Origin of the sequence: Microbacterium radiodurans (assembly GCF_008710705.1) — a bacterium.
GTDB lineage: Bacteria > Actinomycetota > Actinomycetes > Actinomycetales > Microbacteriaceae > Microbacterium > Microbacterium radiodurans.
The window spans coordinates 1-26,417 of the sequence record NZ_VYRZ01000002.1 but is presented as its reverse complement, the minus strand read 5'-3'; the positions used below and the strand labels follow the sequence as shown (position 1 = coordinate 26,417).

Sequence of the window (26,417 nt, the reverse complement as noted above, 5' to 3'; positions counted from 1 at the left end):
CCCATGAGCATCACCCCGGAGCAGACCACCTGGTTCCAGGAGACGTTCGCGAAGCTCGTCGACAACGTCGAGCAGGTCGTGCTGGGCAAGCGGCACGTCATCGAGCTCGCCTTCACGGCCATGGTCTCCGAGGGGCATCTGCTGCTCGAGGACTTCCCCGGCACCGGCAAGACCTCGCTCGCCCGGGCGATGGGCCAGACCGTTCAGGGGTCGAGCACCCGCATCCAGTTCACGCCCGACCTCCTCCCGGGCGACGTGACGGGCATCACCGTGTACGACCAGAGCCGCGGCGAGTTCGAGTTCCACCAGGGGCCGATCTTCGCGAACATCGTGCTCGCCGACGAGATCAACCGCGCGTCGCCGAAGACCCAGTCCGCGCTCCTCGAGGTCATGGAGGAGGGCCAGGTGACCGTCGACGGCGTGTCGCGACCCGTCGGCGTGCCATTCCTCGTCGTCGCGACGCAGAACCCGGTCGAGCAGGCGGGCACGTACCGTCTCCCCGAGGCCCAGCTCGACCGCTTCCTGCTGAAGACGACGCTCGGCTACCCCGATCACGCGGCGACGGTTCGCATCCTCGAGGGCACGGCATCCGCCAAGCGCGAGCTCACCCCCGTCATCACCCCGCAGGGCGTCGTCAGCATGGCCGACCTCGCCCGCGGCGTCTACCTCAACGGCCTCGTGCTCGACTACATCGCGCGCATCGTCGAGGCGACGCGCCTCGCGACGGAGGTGCGTCTGGGCGTCAGCGTCCGCGGTGCGATCGCCCTGACGAAGGCGGCCAAGACCTGGGCACTCGCCCACGGCCGCAGCTACGTCGTCCCCGACGACGTGAAGGCCCTCGCCGAGCCCGTGCTCGCGCACCGGCTCATCCTCGACCCCGAGGCCGAGTTCGACGGCGTGACCGCCGGCGCGGTCATCGGACAGGTGCTGCTCGACACCGTGCCGCCGGCCGAGAAAGAGACCGTGTGAGCTTCAACACCGAGTCGCGCCTGACCCGTACGTCCGTGGCGGACGGCACGGGTCTCGCGCGTACCCGATTCGGCACCTCCGCACGGACCACGGTCCTCGCGGTGCGCGGCGTGCAGTCGTGGCGGCGCGTCCGCCGCGCGGCCGTCGCGACCGGCCGTTGGGTCGCCGAGACCGTCACGGTCGCCGGGTGGCTCATGATCGGCGCCGCGGCGGTGGGCCTCGGCGTCGGCCTGGTGTTCGGGTGGCTCGAATTCGCCGTCGCAGGCTTCGCGGCCGTCGTGCTGCTGGCGCTGTCGATCCCGTTCCTCTTCAGCGCCCGCGCCTACGACGTCGATCTGCGCGTGGAGCACGATCGGGTGGTCGCGGGCACCCAGGTCGAGGGCACGCTCGTCGTGCGCAACGTCGGCACCTCCCCCGCCCTGCCGGGACGCATCGACGTGCCCGTCGGCGACGGTCTCGTGGACGTCCACGTCCCGCTCCTCCGCGCCGGCCACGAGCACACCGAGCAGGTCGTCGTGCCCACGCAGCGGCGCGGGATCATCACGATCGGTCCCGCCCGCACCGTCCGGGGCGATCCGCTCGGCATCCTCAAGCGCGAGGGCACGTGGGACGACACGCACACCCTCTACATCCATCCCGTCACGACGCCGCTGCGGGCGAGCACGACGGGGTACGTCCGCGACCTCGAGGGGAGCGCGTCGCGCACGATCGTGGACGCCGACTTCTCCTTCCACGCCATCCGGCCGTACGTGCCCGGCGACTCGCAGCGGCAGATCCACTGGAAGTCCACCGCGAAGACCGGCACGCTCATGGTGCGTCAGTACGAGGAGACCCGCCGCAGTCGCATGATCATCGCCCTCGCCCTCGGCGAGGACGAGTACGCCTCCGACGACGAGTTCGAGCTCGCCGTCAGCGCCGCGGCGAGCCTGGGGGTGCGCGGAATCCGCGACGGCCGCGACATCGGGGTCGTCGTCGGCGGCGAGGTGCCCGAGTTCGCGCGGCGCACGGTGCGCACGGTGCGCGAGCTCGTGACGATCACCTCGCGAACGCTCCTCGACGACCTCTCCGGCGTCGAGCGGACCGAGCTCGTGAGTCCGATCCGAGACGTCGCGTCGCTCGCCGCCGAAGCGGCGCCCGACGTCTCGATCGCCTACCTCGTCTGCGGCTCGGCGCTCACCGCGGCGCAGCTGCAGTCGGCCGCCCTGGCCTTCCCCGCAGACGTCGGCGTCGTCGCCGTCGTGTGCGACCCGCAGGCCGAACCCGGGTTCAAGCGACTCGGCTCGCTGTCGGTGCTCTCGATCGGTCTGCTCGACGACCTCCGGAACCTCCTCGCGAAGGCGGCGCAGACGTGAGCGCGCCCGGCCGCCGCGATCTGCGGGCGCAACGTGACACGCAGCGCGGTTCGCGTCGCGCGTCGAACGCCCGCATCCGGTTCCTCGTCGTGCAGGCTCTGCTGCTCGACCTCGTCGTGCTCGTCGGAGCGGCGGCCGCCTTCCCGATCTACGCCGGGAACCGGTTCGTCCTCCTCGTCGCCGTCGCCCTCGCAGCCGCCCATGCGATCGCCCTCGCCGGACTGCGCTGGCGCTGGTCGGGCTGGTGGGTGGCCCTCGTCGTCTTCGGCGCCTACCTGCTGCTGGGGCTGCCGCTGGCGGCGCCCACGACGCTCGGATCGCTGCCCGAAGCCGCCCGGGGCCTCCTCGCCGTGGCGACCGCGCCGGTGACCGGGTGGAAGGACCTGCTCACGCTCCAGCTGCCCCTCGGCAGCTATCAGGCGACCCTCGCCCCCGCCCTCCTCGTCTTCCTCGCCGTGCCGACGGCGGCGATCTCCCTCGCCTGGCGGACGACCCGCGGCTGGCCCGCGGCCGTGGTGCTCGCTCTCCTCCCCACCGTCTTCGGGGTCGCCTTCGGCGCCACCGCGCTGGCGGCTCCGATCGTCGTCGGCCCCCTGTCCGTGCCTCGCGAAGCCGTCGTCGGCGCCGCAGCGATCGTCGCCGCCCTCGGCGCCGTCGTCTGGCGCACCACGCACGATCGCCGCCGCGCCGTGGCCGCCGCCGTCGCCGCCTCCGGCGTCCGATCCAGCGCGCGACCGCTCCGCACCCTCGGCACGCGCGCCGCGATCGCCGGCGGCATGGTCGTGGCCGCGGTGGGTCTCGCCGGCTTCGCGGCGCCCGCCGTCCTCGCCGGTGGCGAGCGCGAGGTGCTGCGGGCGGGAGTCGATCCGCGGCTCGAGATCGCCGACGAGGTCAGCCCGCTCGCCCAGTACCGAGCGTCGTTCGCGGACGACCGGTTCGACGACGTCCTCTTCCGCATCGACGCACCCGCCGGCGCGGACCGCGTCCGCCTCGCCACCCTGCCGTTCTACGACGGCCGCTTCGCCCGCGTCGTCGACCCGGGGGCGGGAACCGCCGACCCGCGGACCGCGTTCGCCCGCGTCCCGGCGACGCTTCCCGCCCCCGGCGGCACCGCGACGGGCGCGGTACGCGTCACGATCGACGACTACGACGCCGCCTGGGTGCCGACCGTCGGGGCGGTGACATCGCTCGCCTTCGGCGGGTCGGATGCCGCGGCACTGGCCGACGGCTTCTTCTACAACTCCGAGACCTCCGGCGCCGTGCAGCTGGGCGAACCCGGGCTCGGCGCGGGCGTCGCCTACGAGCAGGGCGCGGCGATCCTCGAGACGACGGACGCGCTCGCCTCGCTCGTCCCGGCGCGCGGCGCCGCCTCCCTGGGCGAGGAGATCGTCCCCGCGAGCGTCTCCGAATGGATCGAAGCGCAAGCCGTCCCCGGTGGCGGCGCCGGGCTCGAGACGCTCATCGACCGCCTCCGCGCGCGCGGATTTCTGAGCCACGCGCTGTCGCTGACCGCCGACGCCGTGCCCGCGTGGGCAGCCGAGCTCGGTGACTACACGTTCCAGCCGAGTCGTGCCGGCCACTCCTCGGACCGCATCGACGCCCTCTTCACCGATCTCATCACACGCGAGAACGAGGTCGGCGGCGATGACGACGCCGCGCTCGTCGCCGCCGTCGGCGATGACGAGCAGTTCGCGGTCGCCGCGCTCATGATCGCCGACCAGCTCGGGTTCGACGCCCGCGTCGTGGTGGGGATGCGGCTCGCCTCGTCCGACGACGACCTGGCGGCGTGCGCCGACGGTGTGTGCACGGCGGGCGATCTGTCGGCCTGGATCGAGGTGCGCGGCACCGGGTCCGCGTGGGTGCCCGTCGACGTGACGCCGCAGCACACGCTCTTCCCCTCGCCCGACGTCGAGCAGCGCCAGGACCCGCAGATCCCCACGGACGTGCGCCAGGAGCAGGCCGAGTCGGTGCTCCCCGCCGACGCCAACCCGGCCGACGGCGGCGCGCAGCCGGACGACGACACCGCGCAGACGGCCGACTTCGGCGCCCTGTGGGCGACCCTCCGGATCGGCGGCGCGTCGCTCCTGGTGCTGCTCGTGCTCGTCGGCCCGTTCGCGCTCGTCCTCGCCGCGAAGGCGCTCCGCCGCCGTGATCGCCGGCGCGCCGACGATGTCGCCGAGCGCTTCACGGGCGGCTGGCAGGAGTATGTCGACGCCGCGCTCGACCATGGACGGCCGGTTCCGCGTTCGCAGACCCGCTCCGAGCTCGCGGCGCAGTACTCCGCCGACCTGGACGGCAGCGATTCGCTGCGACTGGCGACGTGGGCCGACCGTTCCGTCTTCGACGTCGTCCCGCCGTCGGAGACCGAGAGCGACGAGTTCTGGCGCATCGTCGAGGCGGAGCGGGCGCGGTTCGACGACGGGCTCGGGTGGTGGGCGCGGATGCGCGCACGGGTCTCGCTGCGCTCGGTCCTCCGTCGCGGCCGCGGCTCCGGGAGCCGCCGTGCGGTCAAGCGGGCGAGCCGCGGCGCCGAGGGTCGATAGGGTGTCGGACGGCGGAGCGGTCCGCGTGAGAGAGAGCAGGACACGACGTGAGGTCGATTGAGGTGTCGCAGGCGATCGCGGCGATGGTGGGCGGCAGCGGAGCCGGCGGGCTCGACTCCGGGATGCTCCTGATCGTCACGATCCTGCAGGTGATCATCGGCGCGGGCATCTACGTGTGGCTCGCCCTCGCCCTCTCGGCGGTCTTCCGCAAGACCGGGATCGCACCGTGGAAGGCCTGGGTTCCGGTGCTGAACATGTGGGAGCTGTTCGCTCTCGCGGGGATGCGCCCCTGGTGGTCCGTCGTCCTGGCCGGCGGCGCCGTCCTCGTCGCGATCGTCACGGGTGTCATCACCGGCGCGCTCGCCGGTGCCGCTCTCGCAGCGGGATTCTCGGGCGATGCCAGCGGCGCTCTGGCGGCGGTGACGGCATCCGTCGTCGTCCCCGGCCTCATCTGGCTCGCCTTCGCCGCTTTCGCCGTGGTCGTCCACGCGAAGATGCTCGCGCGACTCGGCCGCGGCTTCGGCCTCGGGCGCGGCTTCGTCGTCCTCGGCGTGCTCCTCTTCCCCGCGTGGGCGAGCATCGTCGGCTGGGGTGCACCGCGCTGGATCGGCCCGCGCCGCGACCAGGAGCCCGCGCTCTTCGGCGACGTCGCCGAGCCGGCGCGCCCTGCCGCCGACAGGGCCGCGGGAGCACCCGTCGCGCCGACCGCCGCGCCGCCCGCCGCGCCCGGCGTCCCCGCGTCCGCCGCCTTCGCGCCCGCACCGTTCGGTGGCGGCGCCGCGCCGACAGCGGACGCGGCGCCGCCCGCACCCGCATCATCGGCGGCGAACCCGTGGGCCCCGCCGCCCCCGCCCGCGTATGCCGCACCGTCGGCTCCCGCACCATCGCCGCAGCCGCAACCGCACCCGCCCGCAGCCGCGCCGGCTCAGCAGCCCGCGCCCGTTGCGCACCCCGCCGCGGCATCGGTCGCCGGCATCCCCGCCGCGTCCGACGAGCTCGACGAGCGCACCGTCCTCGCGGCTCGCCGCGCACCGGCCGCGACTCTCCGGCTCCCCGGCGGCCAGACCGTGGCGCTGACGGGCGACGCCGTCGTCCTGGGCCGCAATCCCCTCGCACCCGACGACGCGCCGGCGGCGCAGGTCGTCTCGGTCGACGACGCCACGCGCACCGTCTCCAAGACCCACGCCCTGCTCCGGCGGACGCCGCAGGGGTGGACGATCACGGATCTCGCCTCGACAAACGGCGTCTTCGTCGGAGAATCCGAGGACGAGGTGACCGGAACGGCGCCCGTCTCGGGGCTCTTCCACCTCGGCGACGCAGAACTCGCCATCTCCGAGGCGTGATGATCGGATCATCGCCCGCGACCGACATCTCGGTCACCAGCGGCAGCCACACCGACACCGGTCTCCGCCGGTCGGTCAACGAGGACGCGCTGCTGGCCGACTACCCGGTGTTCATCGTGGCCGACGGCATGGGCGGTCACGAAGCGGGCGACCGTGCCGCGGCAGCCGTCGTCGAGGAGTTCCGCGCCCTCGTGGGGCGCGAGGACCTCCGGCCCGAAGACGTCGCCGCGACGGTCGAGCGCGCTCACGCCGCCGTCTCGACCATCGCGGCCGGCACGACCCGCGGCGCCGGGTCCACCCTCACGGGGGTCGTCGCCGTCCGGCAGCACGACATCCCCCACTGGCTCGTCGTGAACGTCGGCGACTCGCGGGTCTACCGGCTGCTCTCCGAGCGCCTCGAGCAGCTCACGATCGATCACTCGGTGGCCCAGGAGATGGTGGATGCCGGTCAGCTGACCCGTGAGCAGATGGCGACCTACGAGGGGCGCAACGTCATCACGCGCGCCATGGGCGGCGAAGGCAGCCGCGCGGATTTCTGGCTGCTGCCGATCGTCACGGGCGAGCGCATCGTCGTCTGCTCGGACGGTCTGACCGGTGAGATCACCGACGAGGCCCTGCGAGCGGGGCTCATGATGGGCGGATCGCCCGCGCAGACCGCGCATTCGCTCGTGGGCCAGGCGCTCTCCCATGGCGGACGCGACAACATCTCGACGATCGTCCTCGACGTCGTCGCGGGCGGCATCCATCCGCGCCTCGAGGACACGACGGGCGGCTTCGTGCACAGCGAGTCGGTCACCTCGACCATCGAGGTCGCGACCGCACGGTCGTCGCGGAGGCGGACGACGCATGGGTGAGATCATCGACGGCGTGCCGGCCGGGCTGAGCGGCGACCAGGAGCGCACGACTCTCTCGTCGCGCCGAACCGCTCGCCGCGACGAGCCGTCGGGACAGGCGTCGGAACAAGCGCCGACCGACGCGGCTCCGGCCGCGGAGCCGGATGACGCCGAGGACCGCACGACGCTCTCCCCCCGGCGCAGCCCGATGCCCGCGCCCCAGGCCGATGCCGGGTCCGTCCCCGAGGACGACCACACGACGCTCTCGTCCCGCCACGTGCCCGGAGACGACCGCACCACGCTCTCGTCCCGCCACGACCCCGGAGACGACCGCACCACGCTCTCGTCCCGCCACGTGCCCGGAGACGACCGCACCACGCTCTCGTCCCGCCACGTGCCCGGAGACGACCACACGACGCTCTCGTCCCGCCACGACCCCGAGCGGGACGATGACCGTACGACGCTGTCCCCTCGTCGGGTTCCTCCCGCCGCGCCCGAAGACCCCGAGATCGACACCCCCGAGCCCGAGACGCCCGTCGATGACACCGTCTTCACGGCTCGCCCGGTGGAGCCCTCGATCGTCCGCGGCCGACTCGACACGGTGCGCGCCGCCGCCGTCCCCGGCACGAACCGCGAGCGGTACCGTCCGCGCGACGAGACTCCCGTCGCCCCCATCCGTCGCACGCACGTCGCTCCCCCGGTCGCGACGACGGACCCGGGCGACCGCCCCCGCCGCCGGCGGCGTGCGCTGCCGGTCGCGCTCGTCGCGATCGGATCGCTGCTCGTGGCCGGCGGTGCGGTGACCGCGGTGACGATGCTCGTGACGATGTCAGCCGGAGGAGGATCATGACGCGCGAGGGAGCCCGGGACGACGTGTCGGACGACGCGACGGAGGACCTGACCGACGACGCCCCGGCGGCGATCGACGAGAGCGTCGCCATCGAGTTCTGCGGCGAGTGGTTCCGGCCCGTGTCGGGCCGGACGTACGCGATCGGACGGGATGCCGATCTCGTCATCGACACGAATCCCTATCTTCACCGCCGGCTCCTCGCGATCGACGCCGAGCACGGCCTGTGGTGGCTCTCGAACACCGGGCAGTCGATCTCCGTCAGCCTCGCCACTCCCGACGGCGCGTACCAGGCGGTCCTCGGCCCCGGGGCGCGGGTGCCGCTGGTGTTCCCCGCCCTCGTCGTAATGTTCACGGCCGGCGCGTACACCTACGAGCTCACCGTCCACACCGAGGGGGCGCGGTTCTCGGTGCGCGACAGCTTCCCCCGTCCCGTCGACGACCACGTCGGAAGCACCACGATCGGAGCCGTCGCCCTCACCTCGAGCCAGCGCCTCCTGCTGCTGGCGATGTGCGAGCCGATCCTCCGCGGCGGTCTGGTCGGCTCGAGTCAGGTGCCCACCTCCGCGGCTGCGGCCGAGCGTCTCGGATGGCCGCTGACGACGTTCAATCGCAAGCTCGACAACGTGTGCGACAAGCTCGACCGCGAGGGTGTCCAGGGCCTGCGCGGCGGGGTGGGGAAGCTCGCCACCAATCGCCGCGCGCGACTCGTCGAGCACGCCGTGCTCTCCCGGCTCGTGACGGCCGCCGACCTGCCGCTGCTCGACGCGGTCGGCAGCGAGAAGACCTGACCTCCCCGACGTCGTACGATGGAGGGCTGTGTCCTCGACTGCCCCCGTGATCTCGTTCCCGCCGGAGCTGCCCGTCAGCGCTGCCCGCGCCGAGATCGCGCGCGCCATCGAGGCGCACCAGGTCGTCATCGTCGCCGGCGCGACCGGCTCGGGCAAGACGACGCAGCTGCCGAAGATCTGTCTCGAGCTCGGCCGCACGAGCATCGCGCACACGCAGCCCCGGCGCATCGCGGCGCGCACCGTGGCCGAGCGCATCGCGGCCGAGATGGAGGTGCCGCTCGGCGGCGCCGTCGGGTACAAGGTCCGTTTCACCGACCAGGTCTCCGCCGACACGCGCGTCGCCCTGGTGACCGACGGCATCCTGCTCAATGAGATCCATCGCGACCGGCTGCTCCGCCGCTACGACACGATCATCATCGACGAGGCCCACGAGCGCTCGCTGAACATCGACTTCCTCCTCGGATACCTGCGTCGCATCCTGCCCGAGCGACCCGATCTGAAAGTCATCGTCACCTCGGCCACGATCGATCCCGAGAGCTTCGCCGCGCACTTCGCGGATGCCGCCGGCGCCCCCGCCCCGATCATCGAGGTCTCCGGACGCACCTATCCCGTCGAGGTCCGGTACCGCCCGCACGAGGGCGACAGCGCGGACGACAGCGGCGAGGACGACGTCGACGGTCTCGTCGCCGCGCTGCGCGAGCTCGACCGCGAGAGCGACGGCGACGTGCTCGTCTTCCTCCCCGGCGAGGCCGAGATCCGTGACGCGATGGACGCCGTCCGCGGCGCCTACGCGAAGGACGCGCGCCCGACCGAGGTGCTGCCGCTGTTCGGCCGCCTCTCGGCGGCAGAGCAGCACCGCGTGTTCGAGCCGTCCGCCGTCGCCGGGGTGCGCCGACGCGTCATCCTCGCGACGAACGTCGCCGAGACCAGCCTGACGGTGCCCGGCATCCGCTACGTCGTCGACGTCGGCACGGCGCGCATCTCGCGGTACAGCAACCGCTCGAAGATCCAGCGCCTGCCCATCGAGGCGATCTCGCAGGCCTCCGCGCAGCAGCGCGCCGGGCGGGCCGGACGCACCTCGCCCGGTATCGCCGTCCGGCTGTACGCGGAGGACGACTTCCTCGCCCGGCCGGAGTTCACCGAACCCGAGATCCTTCGGACGAGCCTCGCGTCGGTCGTCCTGCAGATGCTCGCGCTGGGCTTCGGCGACATCGGCGACTTCCCCTTCCTGACACCGCCCGACTCGCGCGGCGTGAAGGCGGCCTTCGATCTGCTCGTCGAGCTGCGGGCGGTGCGCCGCGACGGCGCGTCGGGGTGGCGGCTGACCGACATCGGGCGCGACATCTCGCGGCTCCCCATCGACCCGCGTTTCGCACGCATGCTCGTCGAGGCGCGGACGAGCGGCGTCACGCGCGACGTCCTGGCGATCGTCGCCGGCATGTCGATCCAGGACGTCCGCGAGCGGCCGGAGGAGCAGCGCGAGGCCGCCGACCGGATGCACGCGCGGTTCGCGGACCCCACGAGCGACTTCCTGACGCTTCTGAACCTCTGGAACCACCTGCAGGACCAGCAGCGCGAGCTCGGCTCGAGCGCCTTCCGCCGCGCCTGCCGCGCGGAGTTCCTGAACTACGTCCGGGTGCGGGAGTGGTTCGACGTGCACCGGCAGCTCTCGACGCTCGCGCGATCGGGCGGACGGCGCGGATCGCGGCGCGACGAGCCCGCGAGCACCTCCGAGAGCGCGGCGGCAGCCGATCCGGATCGCGTGCACCGCGCGATCCTCGCCGGCCTGCTGTCGCAGATCGGCATCCTCGACACGCGCGAGAAGGGCGGCGGCGGGCGCGCCGCGGGCGGCAAGCCGCAGCGCCCCCGCGCCGAATTCCGTGGCGCGCGCGGCGCGCGTTTCGCGATCTTCCCCGGGTCGGCTCTGCGCAAGGCGACTCCCGATGCCGTCATGGCTGCGGAGCTCGTCGAGACGTCACGGCTGTACGCGCGCACCGTCGCGGCCGTCGACCCCGCGTGGGCCGAGGATCTCGCCGGCGATCTCGCGCACCGCTCGCTGAGCGACCCGCACTGGTCGAAGGATGCCGGGGCCGCCGTCGCCGCCGAGAAGGTCACCCTCTTCGGGGTCGAGATCGTGCCGCGTCGCCGCGTGCAGCTGGCACGTCACGACCGCGAGCAGGCCCGCGAGATGTTCCTGCGCCATGCTCTCGTGGAGGGCGAGTGGAATGTCTCGCATCTCGACAAGCGTCTGTCGGCGTTCGAGCGTCGGAACCTCGAACTGCGCCGCCGGCTCGAGAAGATCGAGGAACGCGAGCGGCGCCGCGACATCCTCGTGGGCGACGAGGCCGTGTACGCCTTCTACGACGCGCGCATCCCCCGCGACGTCTTCGACGTCCGCTCCTTCGAGACCTGGTGGCGCGAGGCCGCCGCCCGCACGCCGCGCCTGCTCGACATGACCGAGGCGGATCTCGCCGGCGACGCCGCCCGCACAGATGAACGGGCCTTCCCGGCCCGCTGGCGGCAGGGCGACCAGGTCCTCTCGCTGGCCTACCGCTTCGAACCGGGCTCACCCGACGACGGCGTGAGCGTCGTCGTCCCGCTGGCCCTGCTCGCGTCGGTGCGGACCGACGGTTTCGACTGGCAGGTGCCGGGCCTGCGCGACGAGCTGATCGCGGGTCTGCTGCGCGCGCTGCCGAAGGTCATCCGCCGGCACGTCGTCCCCGCCGCCGACTGGGCGACCCGCTTCGCGGACGAGCTCGCCGCCGAGGGCCCCGAGTCCCACGACGGGCTGCCGAGACAGACCCTGCGCGAGGCCCTGGCGGCCCGCATCCAGCGCGTCGCGAACCAGCGCGTCTCGGCCGACGACTTCGATCTCGAGCGCGTCCCCGCTCACCTGTCCGTGTCGTTCCGCGCCGTCGACGAACGCGGGCGCGCCCTCGGCTCCTCGCGCGATCTGACCGAACTGCAGGAGCGTCTCGCCGGTCGCAGCCGGGCGTCCGTCGCCCGATCGCTCGCGAAGGCGGCGCCGGGCCCGGGGCGCCGCGCCGCCGCTGACGTGCCGAGCGGACCCGGCCGGGACCCCGCCGTGGACGAGGGCGCGCCCGGTGCCGTCGCCGAGCAGTCGGGCCTGACCGCGTGGTCCTTCGGCGACCTGCCGGACGTCGTCGACACGCGGGTCGCCGGCGGCGTCGTCCGGGGTTACCCGGCCCTCGTGGACGACCGGACCTCGGTGACTCTGCGGATCGAGGCGACCCCCGAGCGCGCAGCGAGGCTGACGCACGGCGGGGTGCGCCGCCTCCTCCTCCTGGCCGTGCCCTCGCCGTCGGCGTACGTGCTCGAGCACCTCACCGCACCCGAGAAGCTCGCGCTCGCGGCGTCGCCGTACTCGTCCGCCAAGGCGCTCATCGAGGACGCCCGCACCGCCGTCGCCGATGCCGTCCTCGCTCGCATCGGACGTCCTGTCCGCACGCCGGCGGACTTCGTCGCCGCACGCGATGCGTTCTCTTCGGGGGTGGTCGACGAGCTGTTCCGGACGGTCTCGCTCGCCGCTCGCATCCTGACGCTGCAGCGCGAGGTCGAGCGGGCGATCCGAGCCGAGAACTCCATGGTGCTGCTGGCCGCCCTGGGCGATGTGAAACAGCAGCTCGCGGGCCTCGTGCATCCCGACTTCCTCTCGCGCACCGGCATCGCGCGCCTCGTGCACCTGCCCCGCTACCTGCAGGGGGCGCTCGAACGCGTGCGGACCCTCGCCGACAACCCCGGCCGCGACCGGCAGCGACTGAGCGAGTTCGAGCGCGCGGCCGCGCTCTACGCCGAAGCCGGTGGCACCGTTCCGCTCGACACGGACGCTCCGGCGCACCTCGTCCGTGCCCGCTGGCTGCTCGAGGAGTACCGCGTCAGCCTCTTCGCGCAGCGTCTCGGGACGGCGGAGGCGGTTTCCCTCCAGCGTGTGACGAAAGCGTTGGCCGGCAAGGAGTGAGACGCCGTAGCGTGGGCACCATGGCCTACGCAGTGACGTACTCCCAGTTCGGCGGACCCGAGGTGCTCAGCCTCGACGAGATCGCGCTCGACCCACCCGGCGCCGGTCAGGTCGCCGTCCAGGTGACCGCGGTGGGTGTCAACCCGATCGATCACAAGCTGCGCGCCGGCATCCGTCCGTCGGCGACGATCGCGAAGCCGCGCCGCCTCGGCAACGACGGCGCGGGCGTCGTGACGGCCGTCGGCGACGGTGTCGAGGGATTCCGCGTCGGGGACGCCGTCGTCGTCTTCGGCGCGAGCGGCGTGTACGCGACCGACATCGTCGTGGCCGCGGCGAACCTCGCCCCGCTGCCCGCGACGGTCTCGCCGGCCATCGGCGCAGCGCTCGGCATCCCGGTCGCGACGGCCTACCAGTCGCTCCGGTCGCTCGATGTCGGCCCCGCCGACACCCTGGTCGTGCACGGCGGTTCGGGATCGGTGGGTCAGGCCGCGATCCAGTTCGCCCGGCTTCGGGGCGCGGCGGTCGTCGCGACCGCGAGCGCAGCCCGCGCCGAGCGCATCCGATCGCTCGGAGCGATGCCGGTCGAGTACGGCGACGGCGTGACCGACCGCATCCGGGCCGCCGCACCGCAGGGCGTCACCGTCGCGTTGGACTGCGCCGGCACCGACGAGGCGCTGCAGTCCTCGCTCGATCTCGTCGCCGATCGCTCGCGGATCGCGACGATCGTCCGGGGCGCGGATGCCGCGGGCCTGGGCATCCAGGCCTACTCCGGCGGCAGCCCCGAACCGCTCACCGAGCAGCAGGTGGCCTGGCGGGCGGAGGCGATCCCCGTGGTCGTCGCCCTGCTGTCGGCCGGCGCGTTCTCGGTCGAGCTCGGCCCCGAACTGCCTCTCGCCGACGCCGCCGAGGCGCACCGTCTCGTGGCAGCCGGCACCCCCGGCAAGATCACCCTGCTCCCCTGATCCTCCGATCTCCCCCACCGACGAAGGTGGCGCTCCCGCCGGCATCCTGCGAGGGATACCCGGCGTGAGCGCCACCTTCTGTTCGTGCGGGGTCAGTTGCCCGAGCGTCGCTTGTTGTAGACGTCGAAGGCGACGGCGAGCAGCAGCACGAGGCCCTTCACGGCCTGCTGCCACTCGATGCCGATGCCCATGATCGACATGCCGTTGTTGAGCACACCGATGATGAGACCGCCGATGATCGCGCCGCCGATCGTACCGACGCCGCCCTGCACCGCCGCGCCGCCGATGAACGCCGCGGAGATGGCCTCGAGCTCGAAGCCGTCACCGGCCTTGGGACCGGCGAGGTTCAGTCGGGCCGTGAAGATGAGACCCGCGAGAGCGGCGAGCACGCCCATGTTCACGAAGAGCCAGAAGTCCGCGCGGCGCGTCTTGATGCCCGACAGCTCGGCGGCGTGACGGTTTCCGCCGATCGCATAGATGTGCCGCCCGAACACGGTGCGGTTCATGACGACGCCGTAGACCAGGACCAGCACCGCCAGGACGATGAGCGTCACCGGGATGCCCTTGTACGAGGCGAGCGCCCACGTGAACCAGCCGATGACGAGCGCGATGAGCGCGAGCTTGGCGACGAACCAGACGAGCGGCTCGACGTCCTGCGAGTACTTCTGGCGGCCGGCGCGGGTGCGCGACTGCTGCACGACCAGCGCGACGATCGCGACGGCACCGATGAGGAGCGTGAACAGGTCGGGGTCCGACTCGCCGAAGATGCCCGAGAGGAAGCCGTTGCCGAGGGCGCGGTACTCCGTCGGGAACGACCCGATGTTGGCGTTGCCGAGCACGACGAGCGCGAGTCCGCGGAAGATCAGCATGCCCGCGAGGGTCACGATGAACGCGGGTATGCCGACGTAGGCGACCCAGAATCCCTGCCAGGCGCCCACCAGAGCTCCGATGAGCAGGGAGAGGGTGATCGAGAGCCACCACGGCATCCCCATCTGCACGGCGAAGACACCGGACACGGCGCCGATGAACGCGGCGACCGAGCCGACCGAGAGGTCGATGTGGCCCGCGATGATGATCATCACCATGCCGATCGCGAGAACGAGGATGTAGCCGTTCTGCACGACGAGGTTCGACAGGTTCTGCGGGCGCAGCAGGATGCCGTTGGTGAGGACGGCGAACAGCGCCACCACCGCGATCAGCGCGATGAAGATGCCGTTCTTGCCGAGGTCGGCGAGGATGTGTCCGAGCCACCGCGTGAAGCGGTTCTCGGTCGGGTTCAGGCCGCCGCCGGCGGCGGTGTTGTCTGGCGCGAGAGTGTTCTGCGACATGATCGTGTCTCCTGCAGCCCTCAGCGGGGCTTCTCCATGGTCATGAGTTTGAGGACCGACTCGGGTGTCGCGTCGGCGATGGGCATCTCGCCCGTGATGCGCCCCTCCGAGAGGGCGTACACGCGGTCCGAGATGCCGAGCAGCTCCGGCAGCTCCGAGGAGATGACGATGACGCCCTTCCCGGATGCCGCGAGCTTGTTGATGATGGTGTAAATCTCGTACTTGGCGCCCACGTCGATGCCGCGGGTGGGCTCATCGAGGATGAGCACGTCGGGATCGGAGTAGATCCACTTCGACAGCACGACCTTCTGCTGGTTGCCGCCCGAGAGCTTCCCCGTCTTCGCCAGCACGTTCGGGGCCTTGATGTTCATGCTCTTGCGGTACTGGTTGGCGACGGCGAACTCCTCGTTGTCGTTGACGAGGCCGGCCTTCTCGAGCTTGCGCAGGGACGCCATCGAGATGTTGCGCTTGATGTCCTCGATGAGGTTCAGACCGTACGTCTTGCGGTCCTCCGTCGCGTAGGCCAGGCCGTTCTCGATCGCCTCCGACACCGTGCGGGTGCGGATCTCCTTGCCGCGCATGAACACCTTGCCGGTGATGCGGGTGCCGTAGCTGCGCCCGAACAGGCTCATCGCGAACTCGGTGCGCCCGGCGCCCATGAGGCCGGCGATCCCGACGATCTCGCCGGCGCGGACCGTCAGCGAGACGTCGTCGACGACGACGCGCGTCGGATCCTGCGGGTGATGAGCGGTCCAGTTCTCGACGCGCAGAAGCTCTTCGCCGATCTGCGGCTCGTGGTCGGGGTAGCGGTGCTCGAGATCCCGGCCGACCATGTCCTTGATGATGCGGTCCTCGGTCACGTCGGTCTTGGCGATCGTCTCGATCGTCTTGCCGTCGCGGATCACGGTGACGGTATCGGCGACCTTCTTGATCTCGTTCAGCTTGTGACTGATGATGATCGAGGTGATGCCCTCTTCGCGCAGGCTCAGGATGAGATCGAGCAGGTGATCGGAGTCCTCGTCGTTGAGCGCCGCGGTCGGCTCGTCGAGGATGAGGAGCTTGACCTCCTTCGAGAGGGCCTTGGCGATCTCGACGAGCTGCTGCTTTCCCACGCCGATCTGGTTGACCTTCGTGGTCGGGTTCTCGCGCAGGCCGACCCGCCGCAGCAGATCGGCGGCCGCGAAGTTGGTCTTGTTCCAGTCGATGAGCCCGCCCGCGCCGCGCCGCTCGTTGTTGAGGAAGATGTTCTCGGCGATCGACAGGTACGGGCTGAGCGCCAGCTCCTGGTGGATGATGACGATGCCGCGCGCCTCGCTGTCGCGGAGGTTCTTGAACTCGACCGTCTCGCCCGCGTAGACGATCTCGCCGTCGTAGGTGCCGTGGGGGTAGACGCCGGAGAGGACCTTCATGAGCGTCGACTTGCCGGCGCCGTTCTCTCCGCAGATCGCGTGGATCTCGCCGCGTTCGACGGCGAGGTTGACGTTCGAGAGGGCTTTCACCCCGGGGAAGGTCTTGGTGATGCCCCGCATCTCGAGGATGGGTTCGGTCATGGAGGTTCTCCTTGGGAGGGCCCCGGGCGGACGACGCTCGTGCGCCGCCCGTCCGGGGCCGGGATGGACGTCAGCCGTTGATCTCGTCTTCGGTCCAGTAGCCGGTGTCGACGAGCGTCTCGGTGATGTTGTCCTTGACGACGATGACCGGCTGCAGCAGCTGCGACGGCACGACCTTCACGCCGTTGTCGTAGTCGGTCGTGTTGTTGACCTCGGGCTCTTCGCCGTTCAGCAGCGCGACGGCCATGTCGACGGCGACCTGGGCCAGCTCACGCGTGTCCTTGAAGATGGTCGCGTACTGCTCACCGCGGTTGATCGCCTTCACCGAGTCGATCTCGGCGTCCTGGCCGGAGATGATCGGCCACTCGGCACCGACGGTGTAGCCGGCGTCGGTGAGAGCGGAGATGATGCCGCGCGAGATGCCGTCGTAGGGCGAGAGCACCGCGTCGACCTGCGAGCCGTCGGAGTAGTTCGCCGTGAGGATGTCCTCCATGCGGCTCTGCGCGGTCTCGCCGTCCCAGCGGAGGGTCGCGACCTGCTCGATGTCGGTCTGGCCCGACTTCACGACGAGCGTGTCGTCGTCGATGTAGGGCTGGAGGACGTCCATGGCTCCGTTGAAGAAGAAGAACGCGTTGTTGTCGTCGAGCGAACCGGCGAAGAGCTCGATGTTGAACGGTCCGGCAGGAGCGTCAGCGATCGGGGTGCCGTCGAGCTCGGTCAGGCCGAGTCCGTTGAGCACCGACCACGCCTGCTGCTGTCCGACGAGGAAGTTGTCGAACGAGGCGTAGTAGTTGACGTTCTCGGAGTCGCGGATGAGGCGGTCGTAGGCGATCACCGGGATGTCGGCGTCGGCGGCATCCTGGAGCACCTGCGTGAGCGTCGTGCCGTCGATGGAGGCGACGATGAGCGCCTCGGCGCCCTTGGTGATCATGTTCTCGATCTGCGAGACCTGCGTGGGGATGTCGTCCTCGGCGTACTGCAGGTCGACGCTGTACCCCTGGTCCTCGAGCGCGGCCTTGACGGCATCTCCGTCCTGGATCCAGCGCTCGGAGCTCTTGGTCGGCATGGCGACGCCGATGAGGCCTCCGTCGCCCTCGCCGCCGCCGCTCGCGCCGCCACCGCCGCTGCCCGCGCAGCCCGAGAGGGCGAGTGCGCCGACGACCAGGGTGGTCGCTGCGAACAGGATCTTCTTGCTGTTCACTGTGTGTGTCCTTTCCCGTGACATCACTGTCTGGTGGAGTTGTGACCGCGCCCCGGTGCGGGGCTACCGGCGGTCGTCGGTGGTCTGTCCGTAGACGTTCTGGTACCGGTCGTACAGCTTGTCGATCGCGTCCTGCGGGATCGGGATCAACTCCCCCGCCGCCCGCGCGAGATGCACCGTGCGGGCCACGTCCTCGACCATCACCGCAGCCTTCACGGCATCCTTCGCACTGGACCCGATCGTGAACGGCCCATGGTTCTGCATCAGCACCGCCCGGGAACGATGACCCGACAGCGTCTCCACGATCCCCCGGCCGATCGAATCGTCCCCGATGATCGCGAACGGACCCACCGGGATCGGACCCCCGAACTCATCCGCCATCGCCGTGATCACGCACGGGATCTCCTCACCCCGCGCCGCCCACGCCACCGCATACGTCGAATGCGTGTGCACCACACCACCCACCTCGGGCATGTTCCGATACACATACGCATGAGCGGCCGTATCACTCGACGGCGACCGATCACTGCCCGGCGTGCCCGCCACGACATCCCCGTCCAGATCGCACAGGATCATGTTCTCCGGAGCCAGATCGTCATACGACACCCCCGACGGCTTGATCACGAACAGATCCGCCCCCGGTACCCGCCCCGACACGTTCCCACCCGTCCACACCACCAGGCCGTAACGCACCAACTCCGCATGCAACGACGCCACCTCCGCCCGCACCCGAGCAATGGCCACCTCGACCTTGACGCTGTCGACGTAGGCCGCACTCTGCGAGTCCTTGCGTGCCACGGTGCATGCTCCTTCGGCCCCGACCTCGATGGCGGGATGAGTGTGACGATCCGATGTGACCGTTCACATCGGATGACAATATAGCCCCGAGCACGTCGGCGATGTCAACTCGCGGCGTGTCTCGGCTTGATAACGGGTCAGCGGCGCCGCGCGGTGGACGCGCGCACCACGAGCTCGGGCATGAGGACCGGCGGCTCGGCGTCGTCTCCCGCGCCGAGGAGGAGATCGACGCACCGGCGTCCGAGGTCCGCGAAGTCCTGGCGCACGGTCGTCAGCGGCGGCCAGAAGTGAGCCGCCTCGGGGATGTCGTCGAATCCGACGATGCTGATGTCCCGCGGGCAGTCGAGCCCCTCGTCGCGGACGGCGTGGAGCAAGCCGAGCGCCATCTGGTCGTTCGAGGAGAAGATCGCGGTGAAATCGCGGACGCGCAGCAGCTCGCGACCGGCGTAGTAGCCGAATTCCGCCGTCCAGTCGCCGAGGACCGGGGCCGTCGTGGGGATGTCCCAGGCGCCCATCTCCTCGAGGAAGCCGCGCATGCGCGCCTCCGCCTCGATCCAGTCCTGCGGGCCGGTCAGGTGGTAGATCGACCGGTGTCCGAGTTCGATGAGATGCCGCGTGGCCAGTCGCGCTCCGGCGATCTGGTCCACGGACAGGGCGTGCCCGGGGTCGACCTCCGCGGACTGCAGCGTGACGTACGGGATGCTCAGGGCCTGCGCCGCGATCGCGCGGATGACGCGCACCTGCGGCGCGATGACGACGAGGCCCTCGACGGCCTGGGCGACCAGATGCGCCAGTCCCGCCTGTATCGACCCCGGGTCGGCGGCATCGATGTTGGCCGTCGAGACCCAGTAGCCGCGATCGCGAGCCGCCGCCTCGATGGCGGCGATGGACGACGCCGGCCCGTACTGCGTCGCTGACGAGGTGAGCACGCCGATCGTGTGCGACCGGCTCGTCACCAGGGCGCGCGCAGCGCGGTTGGGACTGTAGTCCAGCTCGGCCATGACGGCGAGGATCCGGTCGCGCGTCTCGTCCCGGATGCTCGGATGGTTGTTCAGCACGCGCGACACGGTCTGATGGGACACGCCCGCCAGACGCGCGACATCCCGGATGCTGGGCCGGCGGCCGGCGGCGTCCTCGCTCATGATGCCTCCGGGTCGGTGCGCGGGGGTGGCGATGCGGATCGCGGTGCCCGCGGGCGACGGCACGCTCGAGCCGGTATGCGCACCGGGTCGATGCGCACGATCACATCGTGAGAGTCATTATGCACCCCGGATCCGGTCGCGCGCCGTATGCCGATGTGACTGTCACACGCGCGGGTGCGTCGGGCATGTGACAGACGATCAGGACGTCACATCGTCCCGCGCGACCTGCCGCGGTCGCGCGCACGCCTAAGCTGTGCGCATGTCGGACCTCTCGCGCTTCCTGCCGCTGAGCCAGCGCCGCGGACGCGACGACGCCGACGTGAGCGTCGATCGCCGTGCCCAGGTCTCCCAGGTCGTCCGTGCCGCCCTTCGCCATCTGGCGGGCGAGGACGTCCGTGCCGCCTTCGTCCGCGACGCCGGCCTGGCCGATGCGGGCCCGCTCGACGAGGGCACGGCCGGGCGGATCGCCGCCGGGCCGCCGCTGCGGTTGACCGACCTCGTCCGTGTCGTCCGAGCCGTGCTCGTCCATGTCGCCGATCCCGTCGAGCTGCCGGCGCCCGTCATGGGAGCCGTGGCGCTGGCGGCATCCGCGTCGGCGCCGTTCGCCCGTCGAGCGGCGATCTCCGGGCACACGGTGCGCGCCGCCGACGCCGAATGGTCGATCGGTCGGGGTCCCGAGCTCGTCGCGTCCTCTCGCCAGATCGTCGCCTTCCTGCTCGGCCTCTCCGACGAGGCGCCGCGACGGCCGGCGAACTGACGACGGATCACGCGAGGCGTATCAGCGCCCGGTAGAAGTCGATCCCCCGCAGCCAGACGTCGACACGGATGCGCTCGTCCGCCGCGTGCAGAGCCTCCCGCTCGGCGGAGCTCAGACGGAAGGGCGCGAAACGATAGACGTTGTCGCTGATGGCGGTGAACCACCGGCTGTCGCTCGCGCCCAGCTGCAGGTAGGGGGTCGGCACGACATCGTCGCCGAACGTGTCGATCACCGCCCGTGACAGGCGACGCCAGGGCTCCCCGCGCCACGGCGAGACAGCCGAGGGGTCCGAGCCGTGCCGCAGCTCGACATCGACGGCCGGATCCGCGACCGCCCGGCGCACGCGCGCCAGCGCTGCCGCGACGGTGTCGCCCGTCAGCAGCCGGATGTTCACTGCGGCGCGCGCAGTACTCGCGAGGACATTCTCGCCCGGAGCTCCCGACAGCTCGGTCACGACGCTCGTCGTCCGCACGAGGGCGTTCGTCTCGGGTCCGAACCGCGGCATCGCCCGTACCAGGACCGTTCCGGTCAGACCGAGCGCTCCGTAGATCCGGCCGTGCGGGCCACGAGCGTGCGGCGCGAGGGTCGCTAACATGGCGCGAACGGGCGGAACGAGTCGAACGGGGAACGGCCGCCGATGCAGACGCACGATCGCGCGTGCCAACCGCGCCGTGGCCGGCAGCCGTGACGGCGTCGAGGCGTGACCGCCGGGTTCGCGGACCGTCAGCCCGACGGTCATCACTCCGCGCTCGGCGACGCCGATCATCGCGGTCTCGACGTCCACGCCCGGTACCGCACCCGAGACGACGGCACCACCCTCATCGAGGACGAGAGCCGGGCGGACGCCACGGGCGGCGAGAAGCTCGACGATCGCGGGGGCCCCGGTGCCGGCGACCTCCTCGTCATGCCCGAAGGCCAGGTAGACGTCGTTCTCCGGCACGAGTCCGCCCGCCAGGAGCGATTCGACCGCCTCCAGGATCGCCACGAGAGCGCCCTTGTCGTCGATCGCGCCGCGCGCGACGATCGTCGCGTCCGCACCCTCTCCGACGATGGTCGCCGCGAACGGCGGATGCGACCATTCCCCCTCGACCACGGGAACGACGTCGTAGTGGGCCATGAGCACGACCGGCGCGGCGTCGGACCTGCCCGGCCAACGCAGGAGCAGTGACCGATCGGCGACGACCTCGCACTCCAGCGCGGAGTGCACGCGCGGATAGAGCCGCACCAGGGCCTCGCGGAAGGCGGTGAAGGCGGCCTCGTCCACCTCGTCCCACCGCGCGTGCGAGACGGTCGGGATGCGCAGGAGCTCTCGGAAGCGCTCGACGGCGGCGGTGTCGGGATCCACATCGCGAGCCTACGGTGCGGCCCTCGCCCCGGCGAGGGCTCGCTGGCTAGGCTCGCCGTATGACCGACAGCACTTCGACCGCGATCCCGCACGCCGGCCTGCGATGGGGCATCCTCGCGACGGGCGGCATCGCCCACGCGTTCGCGCGCGACCTGAGAACGGCCGGGCGCGAGATCGTCGCCGTCGGTTCCCGGAGCGACGAGTCTGCCGCCGCGTTCGCAGCCGAGTACGGGATCCCGCGAGCGCACGGCTCCTACGAGGCGCTCGTCGCCGATCCCGAGGTCGACATCGTCTACGTCGCGACGCCGCATCACGCTCACAAGGATGCCGCGGCATCCGCCATTCAGCACGGCAAGCACGTCCTCGTCGAGAAGGCCTTCACGCTCACCCGCGACGAGGCCGTCGCCCTCCGCGACCTCGGCGCGGATACGGGGGTGCTCGTCATGGAGGCGATGTGGACGCGCTACCTGCCCCACATGGTGCGCATCCGCGAGATCATCGCCGCCGGCACGCTCGGCGAGGTGCGGACGGTGTTCGCCGATCACACGCAGCGGATCTCCGACGATCCCTCCCACCGTCTGAACGACCTCGCGCTCGGCGGAGGCGCGCTCCTCGACCTCGGCATCTACCCCGTGTCGTTCGTCTGGGACGTCCTCGGCGAGCCGGCTCAGGTGCACGCTCTCGCTCGCCTGGCCGAGACCGGCGCCGACGCGGAGGTCGCCACCGTCATGAGGCACGCCTCCGGCGCCGTCTCGACGACCGTGTCGTCCTCGCGCGGGGCGGGCCCGAACACGGCGCACATCGTCGGGACCGAGGCGCGGATCGAGATCGACGGCGTCTGGTACGCCGCGACCGGCTTCCGGGTGCTCGCGCCCGACGGGGCCGTGCTCGAGGAGTACCGCTCCGAGATCGACGGCCGAGGGATGCAGTTCCAGGCCCTCGAGGCCGAAGCCCTCGTCGCGGCGGGCCGTACCGACGGTGACGTGCTCCCCATCGCCGAGACGGTGGCGATCATGGGCACCCTCGATGAGATCCGCCGGCAGATTGGCGTGCGCTACCCGCAGGAGGGCTGAGCCGACCCCGCGGCCCGGTCTCGCGATATCGGGTGATCGCCGCCCCGTCTCAACGCGCCGCGCGCGTCGACCACCATGCCCAGAGCACGAGCACCGGCTGGAAGAAGAGGCGCACGAACCGGCGTCGGTCGGTGTCGAGACCGAACGCGCTCCGACGCCGCCGCCACTGGTCGATGTTCCCGGGGAACACCGCCACGAAGAACGCCGCGAGGAGCGCACCGACACGGCCCCGCTCGCGCGGCAGCGTCAGGAGCGCGAGGCCGAAGAGCGCCTCGACAGCGCCCGAGGCGACCACGACGCCGTCGCGGTCGATGGGCAGCTTCTCCACCACGAGATCCGGCACCTGAGCCTGGAAATCCCGTCGTGCCCAGAACAGGTGACTCAGTCCGGCGAAGATCATCGCCCCGGCGAGCAGCCAGCGCAGCGCAGTTCTCATCCGCTCATTGTCTCCGACCGGCGGGGGTACGTCACCCGCTTGCGCTCGCCCCGACCGCGCCGGGTTCCGCGCCGATCCACGAGTAGGCTGTCGAGGTGCTCGGCGACCTGGATCTCTCGCGGCTCTCCCGCTGGCCCGACATCGAAGCGCCGGGACTCGTCGCGACCGACGGAGCCGATCGGCTGATCCTGGCCCGTGCCCGCGCCGACATCGCCGCGGCACCCCACGCGGTGGTCGTCATCGGCGACGCCTACGGGGCTCTTGCTCTCGGCGCAGCGGATGCCGGGGCCACCGGCATCCGGGTGCATCAGGATCCCCTGAGCGGTGAGCGGGCCCTCGCAGCGAATGCCGCCCGCCTTCTGCCAGCGGCGGAGTACCGCTCCCTCTCCCTCGACGGCGAGCTCACCCGCGGCGCGCGCGTCGTGCTGCTTCGACTCCCCCGCTCCCTCGACGCCCTCGCCGACATGGCGGACGTCATCTCGGCGCACGCGGCACCGGACGTCGTCGTGTACGCCGGAGGACGCGTCAAGCACATGGCCATCGCGATGAACGACGTGCTCCGCGCGCGATTCTCGCGGCTGGATGTGACGCACGCCGAGGCCAAATCGCGCGTTCTCATCGCTCGAGAGCCCCGCGCGGCCAACCCTCCACACCCGACCAGGGGCCGATCGGGCGACCTCGAGATCCGCGCGTTCGGCGGCGCGTTCGCGGGGGCACGCATCGACATCGGCACCCGCCTCCTCCTCGACGCGATTCCCGACGACCCCGCCGGTGGCGACGCGGCCGACCCCCTCATCGACTTCGCGTGCGGTACGGGGGTGGTGGCGGCTTCACTGGCCCTCAGGTTCCCGGAACGTCGGGTGTACGCCTCGGATCAGTCGGCCGCCGCGGTGGCCTCGGCGACGGCGACCGTGCAGGCCAATGGTCTCGCCGACCGCGTCGAGGTCGTCCGCGACGACCTGCTCATGCGACGCGCGGATGCGAGCGGGTCGTTCATCGCGCTGAACCCTCCGTTCCATTCCGGCGCGGCCGTCAGCGACCGTGTCGCACCCCGCCTGTTCGCCGATGCGGCGCGGGTGCTGCGGCCGGGAGGCGAGCTCATCTGCGTCTGGAACTCCGCGCTCCGTTATCGTCCCGCGCTCGAGAGCATCGTCGGCCCCACGCGGCAGCTCGCCCGGAACGCCAAGTTCACCGTCACGACGTCCCGTCGGCGCTGAGCCGGCTCGCGCAGCGCCGACGGGTCCGCCGCTCAGTGGTAGCGGCCGCTGTAGGCGTTGAGCGCCTGCTGCCCGCCGAGGTGCGCGTACAGCACGTTCGAGTCCGCCGGGATCTGCCGAGACGACACGAGGTCGATCAATCCGGCCATCGACTTGCCCTCGTACACCGGGTCGAGGATGACGCCCTCGAGGCGACCCGTGAGGTAGATCGCCTCGTCGGTGGAGGCCACCGGGATGCCGTACTCGTCGCCGGCCCACCCTTCGCGAACGTCGATCTCGTCATCGCGGAGATCGCGGCCGAGCCCGATGAGATCCGCGGTGCGGCGCGCGATGCGGTCGACCTGCTCGCGGGTCTTCTCGATCGTCGCCGACGCGTCGATGCCGATGACCCGACGCGGACGGTCGCCGAAGTTCTCAGCGAGGTCGGCGAACCCGGCGATCATGCCTGCGTGAGTGGATCCGGTCACGGTGCAGACGACGATGGTGTCGAAGAAGACGCCCAGCTGCTCCTCCTGGGCTCGCACCTCGTGCGCCCAGTTGGCGAACCCGAGGCCGCCGAGGCGGTGGTCGCTCGCCCCGGCGGGGATCGCGTAGGGCTTGCCGCCGGACTCTTCGACCTCTCGGAGCGCGTCCTTCCATGAGTCGCGGAACCCGATGTCGAATCCTGCGGGCGACAGGCGCACATCGGCTCCCATGAGCCGCGACAGCAGGATGTTGCCCACGCGGTCGCCCACCGCGTCGGGCCAGTTCACCCAGTTCTCCTGCACCAGCACCGCCTTCATGCCGAGGTGAGCGGCGACCGCCGCGACCTGACGCGTGTGGTTCGACTGGATGCCGCCGATCGACACGAGGGTGTCTGCGCCGTGCGCGAGGGCGTCGGGGATCAGGTACTCGAGCTTCCGCACTTTGTTGCCGCCATACGCGAGGCCGCTCGAGACGTCCTCCCGCTTCGCCCAGACGCGGGCACCGCCCAGATGGGAGGAGAGGCGCTCGAGCTGGTGGACGGGGCTCGGCCCGAACGTGAGCGGGTAGCGCGGGAAATCGGCGAGGGTCATCGGAGTCCTTCGGGGTCGGTGGAGCGTGGGGGGTCTCAGCGGGCCAGGAGGCGTTCGAGCGTCAGCCAGTTCTCGCGGACCGCCTCGGCAGCACCCGCAGCATCACCTGCGGAGCACCGGCGGATGATCTCCGCGTGCGCGGCGACGGAATTCCGGCCGTCGAGCGAACCGAAGCGCGCGCGCTCGAGACGGCGCAGCAGCGGGGTCACGCTCTCGAGCAGACCGGGAAGCAGCGGATTCGCGCTCGCACGAACAGCCACCGCGTGGAACGCGTCGTCCGCACGAAGGGCGCCGTCCACATCGCGGGCATCGAGCGCCTCGGCGAACGCCCGGTTCGCAGACGTCATCTCGGAAAGGTCCTCCGACGTCAGCTGGAGCGCACCGTCGCGCATGGCGAGCTCGTGCAGCGCGGCGGCGATGCGCTGCGCGGCGAAGGCCTCGCGCTCGTCGAGCGGCGCGACCTCGGTGGCCTTCGCACGACGCGTGCGCACCAACCCCGCCTGCTCGAGACGGGCGATCGCTTCACGGATGGGAGTCCGGCTGACACCGAGCCACTCTTCGAGCTCTGCGTCGCGCAGTCGCGCGCCGGGCTCGAGCCCTCCCGTGACGATCGCGTCGCGCAACGCCGTGTACGCGTGCTCGCGCATCGAAGCAGGGCGGGAAACCGAGGCCAGTGGCATGCAATATATTGCACACCATCAAAGAATGCGGGTCAAATCGATCGACCGGCTGACGTCGGGTTCCGGAACAAGAACGTCCCGGAAACGAAAAATGGCCACCCAGCTTTGGGTGGCCATTTCACGAAAGAAGTCCGGCGGTGTCCTACTCTCCCACAGGGTCCCCCCTGCAGTACCATCGGCGCTGTGAGGCTTAGCTTCCGGGTTCGGAATGTGACC

Annotated in this window: 21 protein-coding genes and 1 rRNA gene; 12 read left to right on the top strand and 10 right to left on the bottom strand. The window is 71.3% G+C overall.

The genetic code is table 11. The features are described 5' to 3' along the window. Positions 1 to 3: 3 nt before the first annotated feature. Genes F6B42_RS05950 through F6B42_RS05910 form a run of 9 tightly spaced genes read left to right on the top strand, consistent with a single transcriptional unit; the run spans position 4 to position 13,619 of the window. Positions 4 to 969, top strand: a complete 966-nt coding sequence (locus tag F6B42_RS05950) for an AAA family ATPase (RefSeq protein WP_150418723.1) — start codon at positions 4 to 6, stop codon at positions 967 to 969. Then, positions 966 to 2,321, top strand: coding sequence for a DUF58 domain-containing protein (locus F6B42_RS05945; protein ID WP_150418722.1), 1,356 nt, complete (start codon positions 966 to 968; stop codon positions 2,319 to 2,321). Before F6B42_RS05950 ends, F6B42_RS05945 begins: the two co-directional genes overlap by 4 nt. Continuing rightward, positions 2,318 to 4,864, top strand: a complete 2,547-nt coding sequence (locus tag F6B42_RS05940; protein WP_223878386.1) for a transglutaminase-like domain-containing protein — start codon at positions 2,318 to 2,320, stop codon at positions 4,862 to 4,864. The genes F6B42_RS05945 and F6B42_RS05940 overlap by 4 nt, the downstream gene beginning before the upstream one ends. Positions 4,865 to 4,911: 47 nt before the next feature. Then, positions 4,912 to 6,207 (top strand): DUF5684 domain-containing protein, encoded by a 1,296-nt coding sequence (locus F6B42_RS15060; protein WP_150418721.1) that lies wholly within the window; start codon positions 4,912 to 4,914, stop codon positions 6,205 to 6,207. Continuing rightward, the gene (locus F6B42_RS05930; RefSeq protein WP_150418720.1) at positions 6,207 to 7,061 is read left to right on the top strand and encodes a PP2C family protein-serine/threonine phosphatase; all 855 of its coding nucleotides are present in this window, start codon (positions 6,207 to 6,209) and stop codon (positions 7,059 to 7,061) included. Before F6B42_RS15060 ends, F6B42_RS05930 begins: the two co-directional genes overlap by 1 nt. Further along, entirely contained in the window at positions 7,054 to 7,890 is an 837-nt protein-coding gene (locus F6B42_RS05925; RefSeq protein ID WP_150418718.1) for a hypothetical protein, read from the top strand. Before F6B42_RS05930 ends, F6B42_RS05925 begins: the two co-directional genes overlap by 8 nt. Beyond that, a complete protein-coding gene (locus F6B42_RS05920; protein WP_396652455.1) occupies positions 7,887 to 8,678 on the top strand; it encodes a hypothetical protein in 792 nt (263 codons plus the stop codon). The genes F6B42_RS05925 and F6B42_RS05920 overlap by 4 nt, the downstream gene beginning before the upstream one ends. Before the next feature lie 28 nt (positions 8,679 to 8,706). After that, on the top strand, positions 8,707 to 12,657 hold the full coding sequence (gene hrpA, locus F6B42_RS05915; protein WP_150418716.1) for an ATP-dependent RNA helicase HrpA: 3,951 nt from the start codon (positions 8,707 to 8,709) through the stop codon (positions 12,655 to 12,657). A gap of 20 nt (positions 12,658 to 12,677) precedes the next feature. Continuing rightward, positions 12,678 to 13,619: a quinone oxidoreductase family protein gene (locus F6B42_RS05910; RefSeq protein ID WP_150418715.1), complete on the top strand. Its 942-nt coding sequence runs from the start codon at positions 12,678 to 12,680 to the stop codon at positions 13,617 to 13,619. A 92-nt stretch (positions 13,620 to 13,711) separates the two neighbouring features. Here F6B42_RS05910 and mmsB read toward each other — a convergent pair whose 3' ends face one another. The 5 genes from mmsB to F6B42_RS05885 all read right to left on the bottom strand — a co-directional run bounded on the left by mmsB (position 13,712) and on the right by F6B42_RS05885 (position 19,638). Next, positions 13,712 to 14,947, bottom strand: a complete 1,236-nt coding sequence (gene mmsB, locus F6B42_RS05905; RefSeq protein WP_150418714.1) for a multiple monosaccharide ABC transporter permease — start codon at positions 14,945 to 14,947, stop codon at positions 13,712 to 13,714. A 20-nt stretch (positions 14,948 to 14,967) separates the two neighbouring features. Then, a complete protein-coding gene (gene mmsA, locus F6B42_RS05900; protein WP_150418712.1) occupies positions 14,968 to 16,497 on the bottom strand; it encodes a multiple monosaccharide ABC transporter ATP-binding protein in 1,530 nt (509 codons plus the stop codon). A 70-nt stretch (positions 16,498 to 16,567) separates the two neighbouring features. Continuing rightward, on the bottom strand, positions 16,568 to 17,722 hold the full coding sequence (chvE, locus tag F6B42_RS05895; protein ID WP_191089290.1) for a multiple monosaccharide ABC transporter substrate-binding protein: 1,155 nt from the start codon (positions 17,720 to 17,722) through the stop codon (positions 16,568 to 16,570). Between the two features lie 39 nt (positions 17,723 to 17,761). Beyond that, on the bottom strand, positions 17,762 to 18,496 hold the full coding sequence (locus tag F6B42_RS05890; RefSeq protein WP_396652454.1) for an L-ribulose-5-phosphate 4-epimerase: 735 nt from the start codon (positions 18,494 to 18,496) through the stop codon (positions 17,762 to 17,764). A gap of 137 nt (positions 18,497 to 18,633) precedes the next feature. Continuing rightward, the gene (locus F6B42_RS05885) at positions 18,634 to 19,638 is read right to left on the bottom strand and encodes a LacI family DNA-binding transcriptional regulator (RefSeq protein WP_150419524.1); all 1,005 of its coding nucleotides are present in this window, start codon (positions 19,636 to 19,638) and stop codon (positions 18,634 to 18,636) included. A 259-nt stretch (positions 19,639 to 19,897) separates the two neighbouring features. Here F6B42_RS05885 and F6B42_RS05880 point away from each other — a divergent pair, with 259 nt between their 5' ends. Further along, positions 19,898 to 20,395 (top strand): hypothetical protein, encoded by a 498-nt coding sequence (locus F6B42_RS05880; RefSeq protein ID WP_150418709.1) that lies wholly within the window; start codon positions 19,898 to 19,900, stop codon positions 20,393 to 20,395. A gap of 7 nt (positions 20,396 to 20,402) precedes the next feature. Here F6B42_RS05880 and F6B42_RS05875 read toward each other — a convergent pair whose 3' ends face one another. Continuing rightward, positions 20,403 to 21,740: a M20/M25/M40 family metallo-hydrolase gene (locus F6B42_RS05875; RefSeq protein ID WP_150418707.1), complete on the bottom strand. Its 1,338-nt coding sequence runs from the start codon at positions 21,738 to 21,740 to the stop codon at positions 20,403 to 20,405. A 59-nt stretch (positions 21,741 to 21,799) separates the two neighbouring features. On the opposite strand from F6B42_RS05875, the gene F6B42_RS05870 reads away from it, so the two are divergent. Next, positions 21,800 to 22,813, top strand: coding sequence for a Gfo/Idh/MocA family protein (locus tag F6B42_RS05870; protein ID WP_150418705.1), 1,014 nt, complete (start codon positions 21,800 to 21,802; stop codon positions 22,811 to 22,813). Positions 22,814 to 22,862: 49 nt separating this feature from the next. On the opposite strand, the gene F6B42_RS05865 is transcribed toward F6B42_RS05870, so the two are convergent. Next, on the bottom strand, positions 22,863 to 23,249 hold the full coding sequence (locus F6B42_RS05865; protein WP_150418704.1) for a DoxX family protein: 387 nt from the start codon (positions 23,247 to 23,249) through the stop codon (positions 22,863 to 22,865). Positions 23,250 to 23,344: 95 nt separating this feature from the next. Here F6B42_RS05865 and F6B42_RS05860 point away from each other — a divergent pair, with 95 nt between their 5' ends. Next, entirely contained in the window at positions 23,345 to 24,466 is a 1,122-nt protein-coding gene (locus F6B42_RS05860) for a class I SAM-dependent methyltransferase (RefSeq protein ID WP_223878385.1), read from the top strand. A 32-nt stretch (positions 24,467 to 24,498) separates the two neighbouring features. On the opposite strand, the gene F6B42_RS05855 is transcribed toward F6B42_RS05860, so the two are convergent. From F6B42_RS05855 to rrf, 3 genes are all read right to left on the bottom strand, one after another. After that, complete coding sequence (locus F6B42_RS05855; RefSeq protein ID WP_150418703.1) at positions 24,499 to 25,521, bottom strand: 1-aminocyclopropane-1-carboxylate deaminase; 1,023 nt, start codon at positions 25,519 to 25,521, stop codon at positions 24,499 to 24,501. Between the two features lie 35 nt (positions 25,522 to 25,556). Next, a complete protein-coding gene (locus tag F6B42_RS05850; RefSeq protein ID WP_223878384.1) occupies positions 25,557 to 26,168 on the bottom strand; it encodes a GntR family transcriptional regulator in 612 nt (203 codons plus the stop codon). Positions 26,169 to 26,330: 162 nt separating this feature from the next. After that, positions 26,331 to 26,417 (bottom strand): 5S ribosomal RNA (gene rrf / locus F6B42_RS05845); the annotation flags it as partial.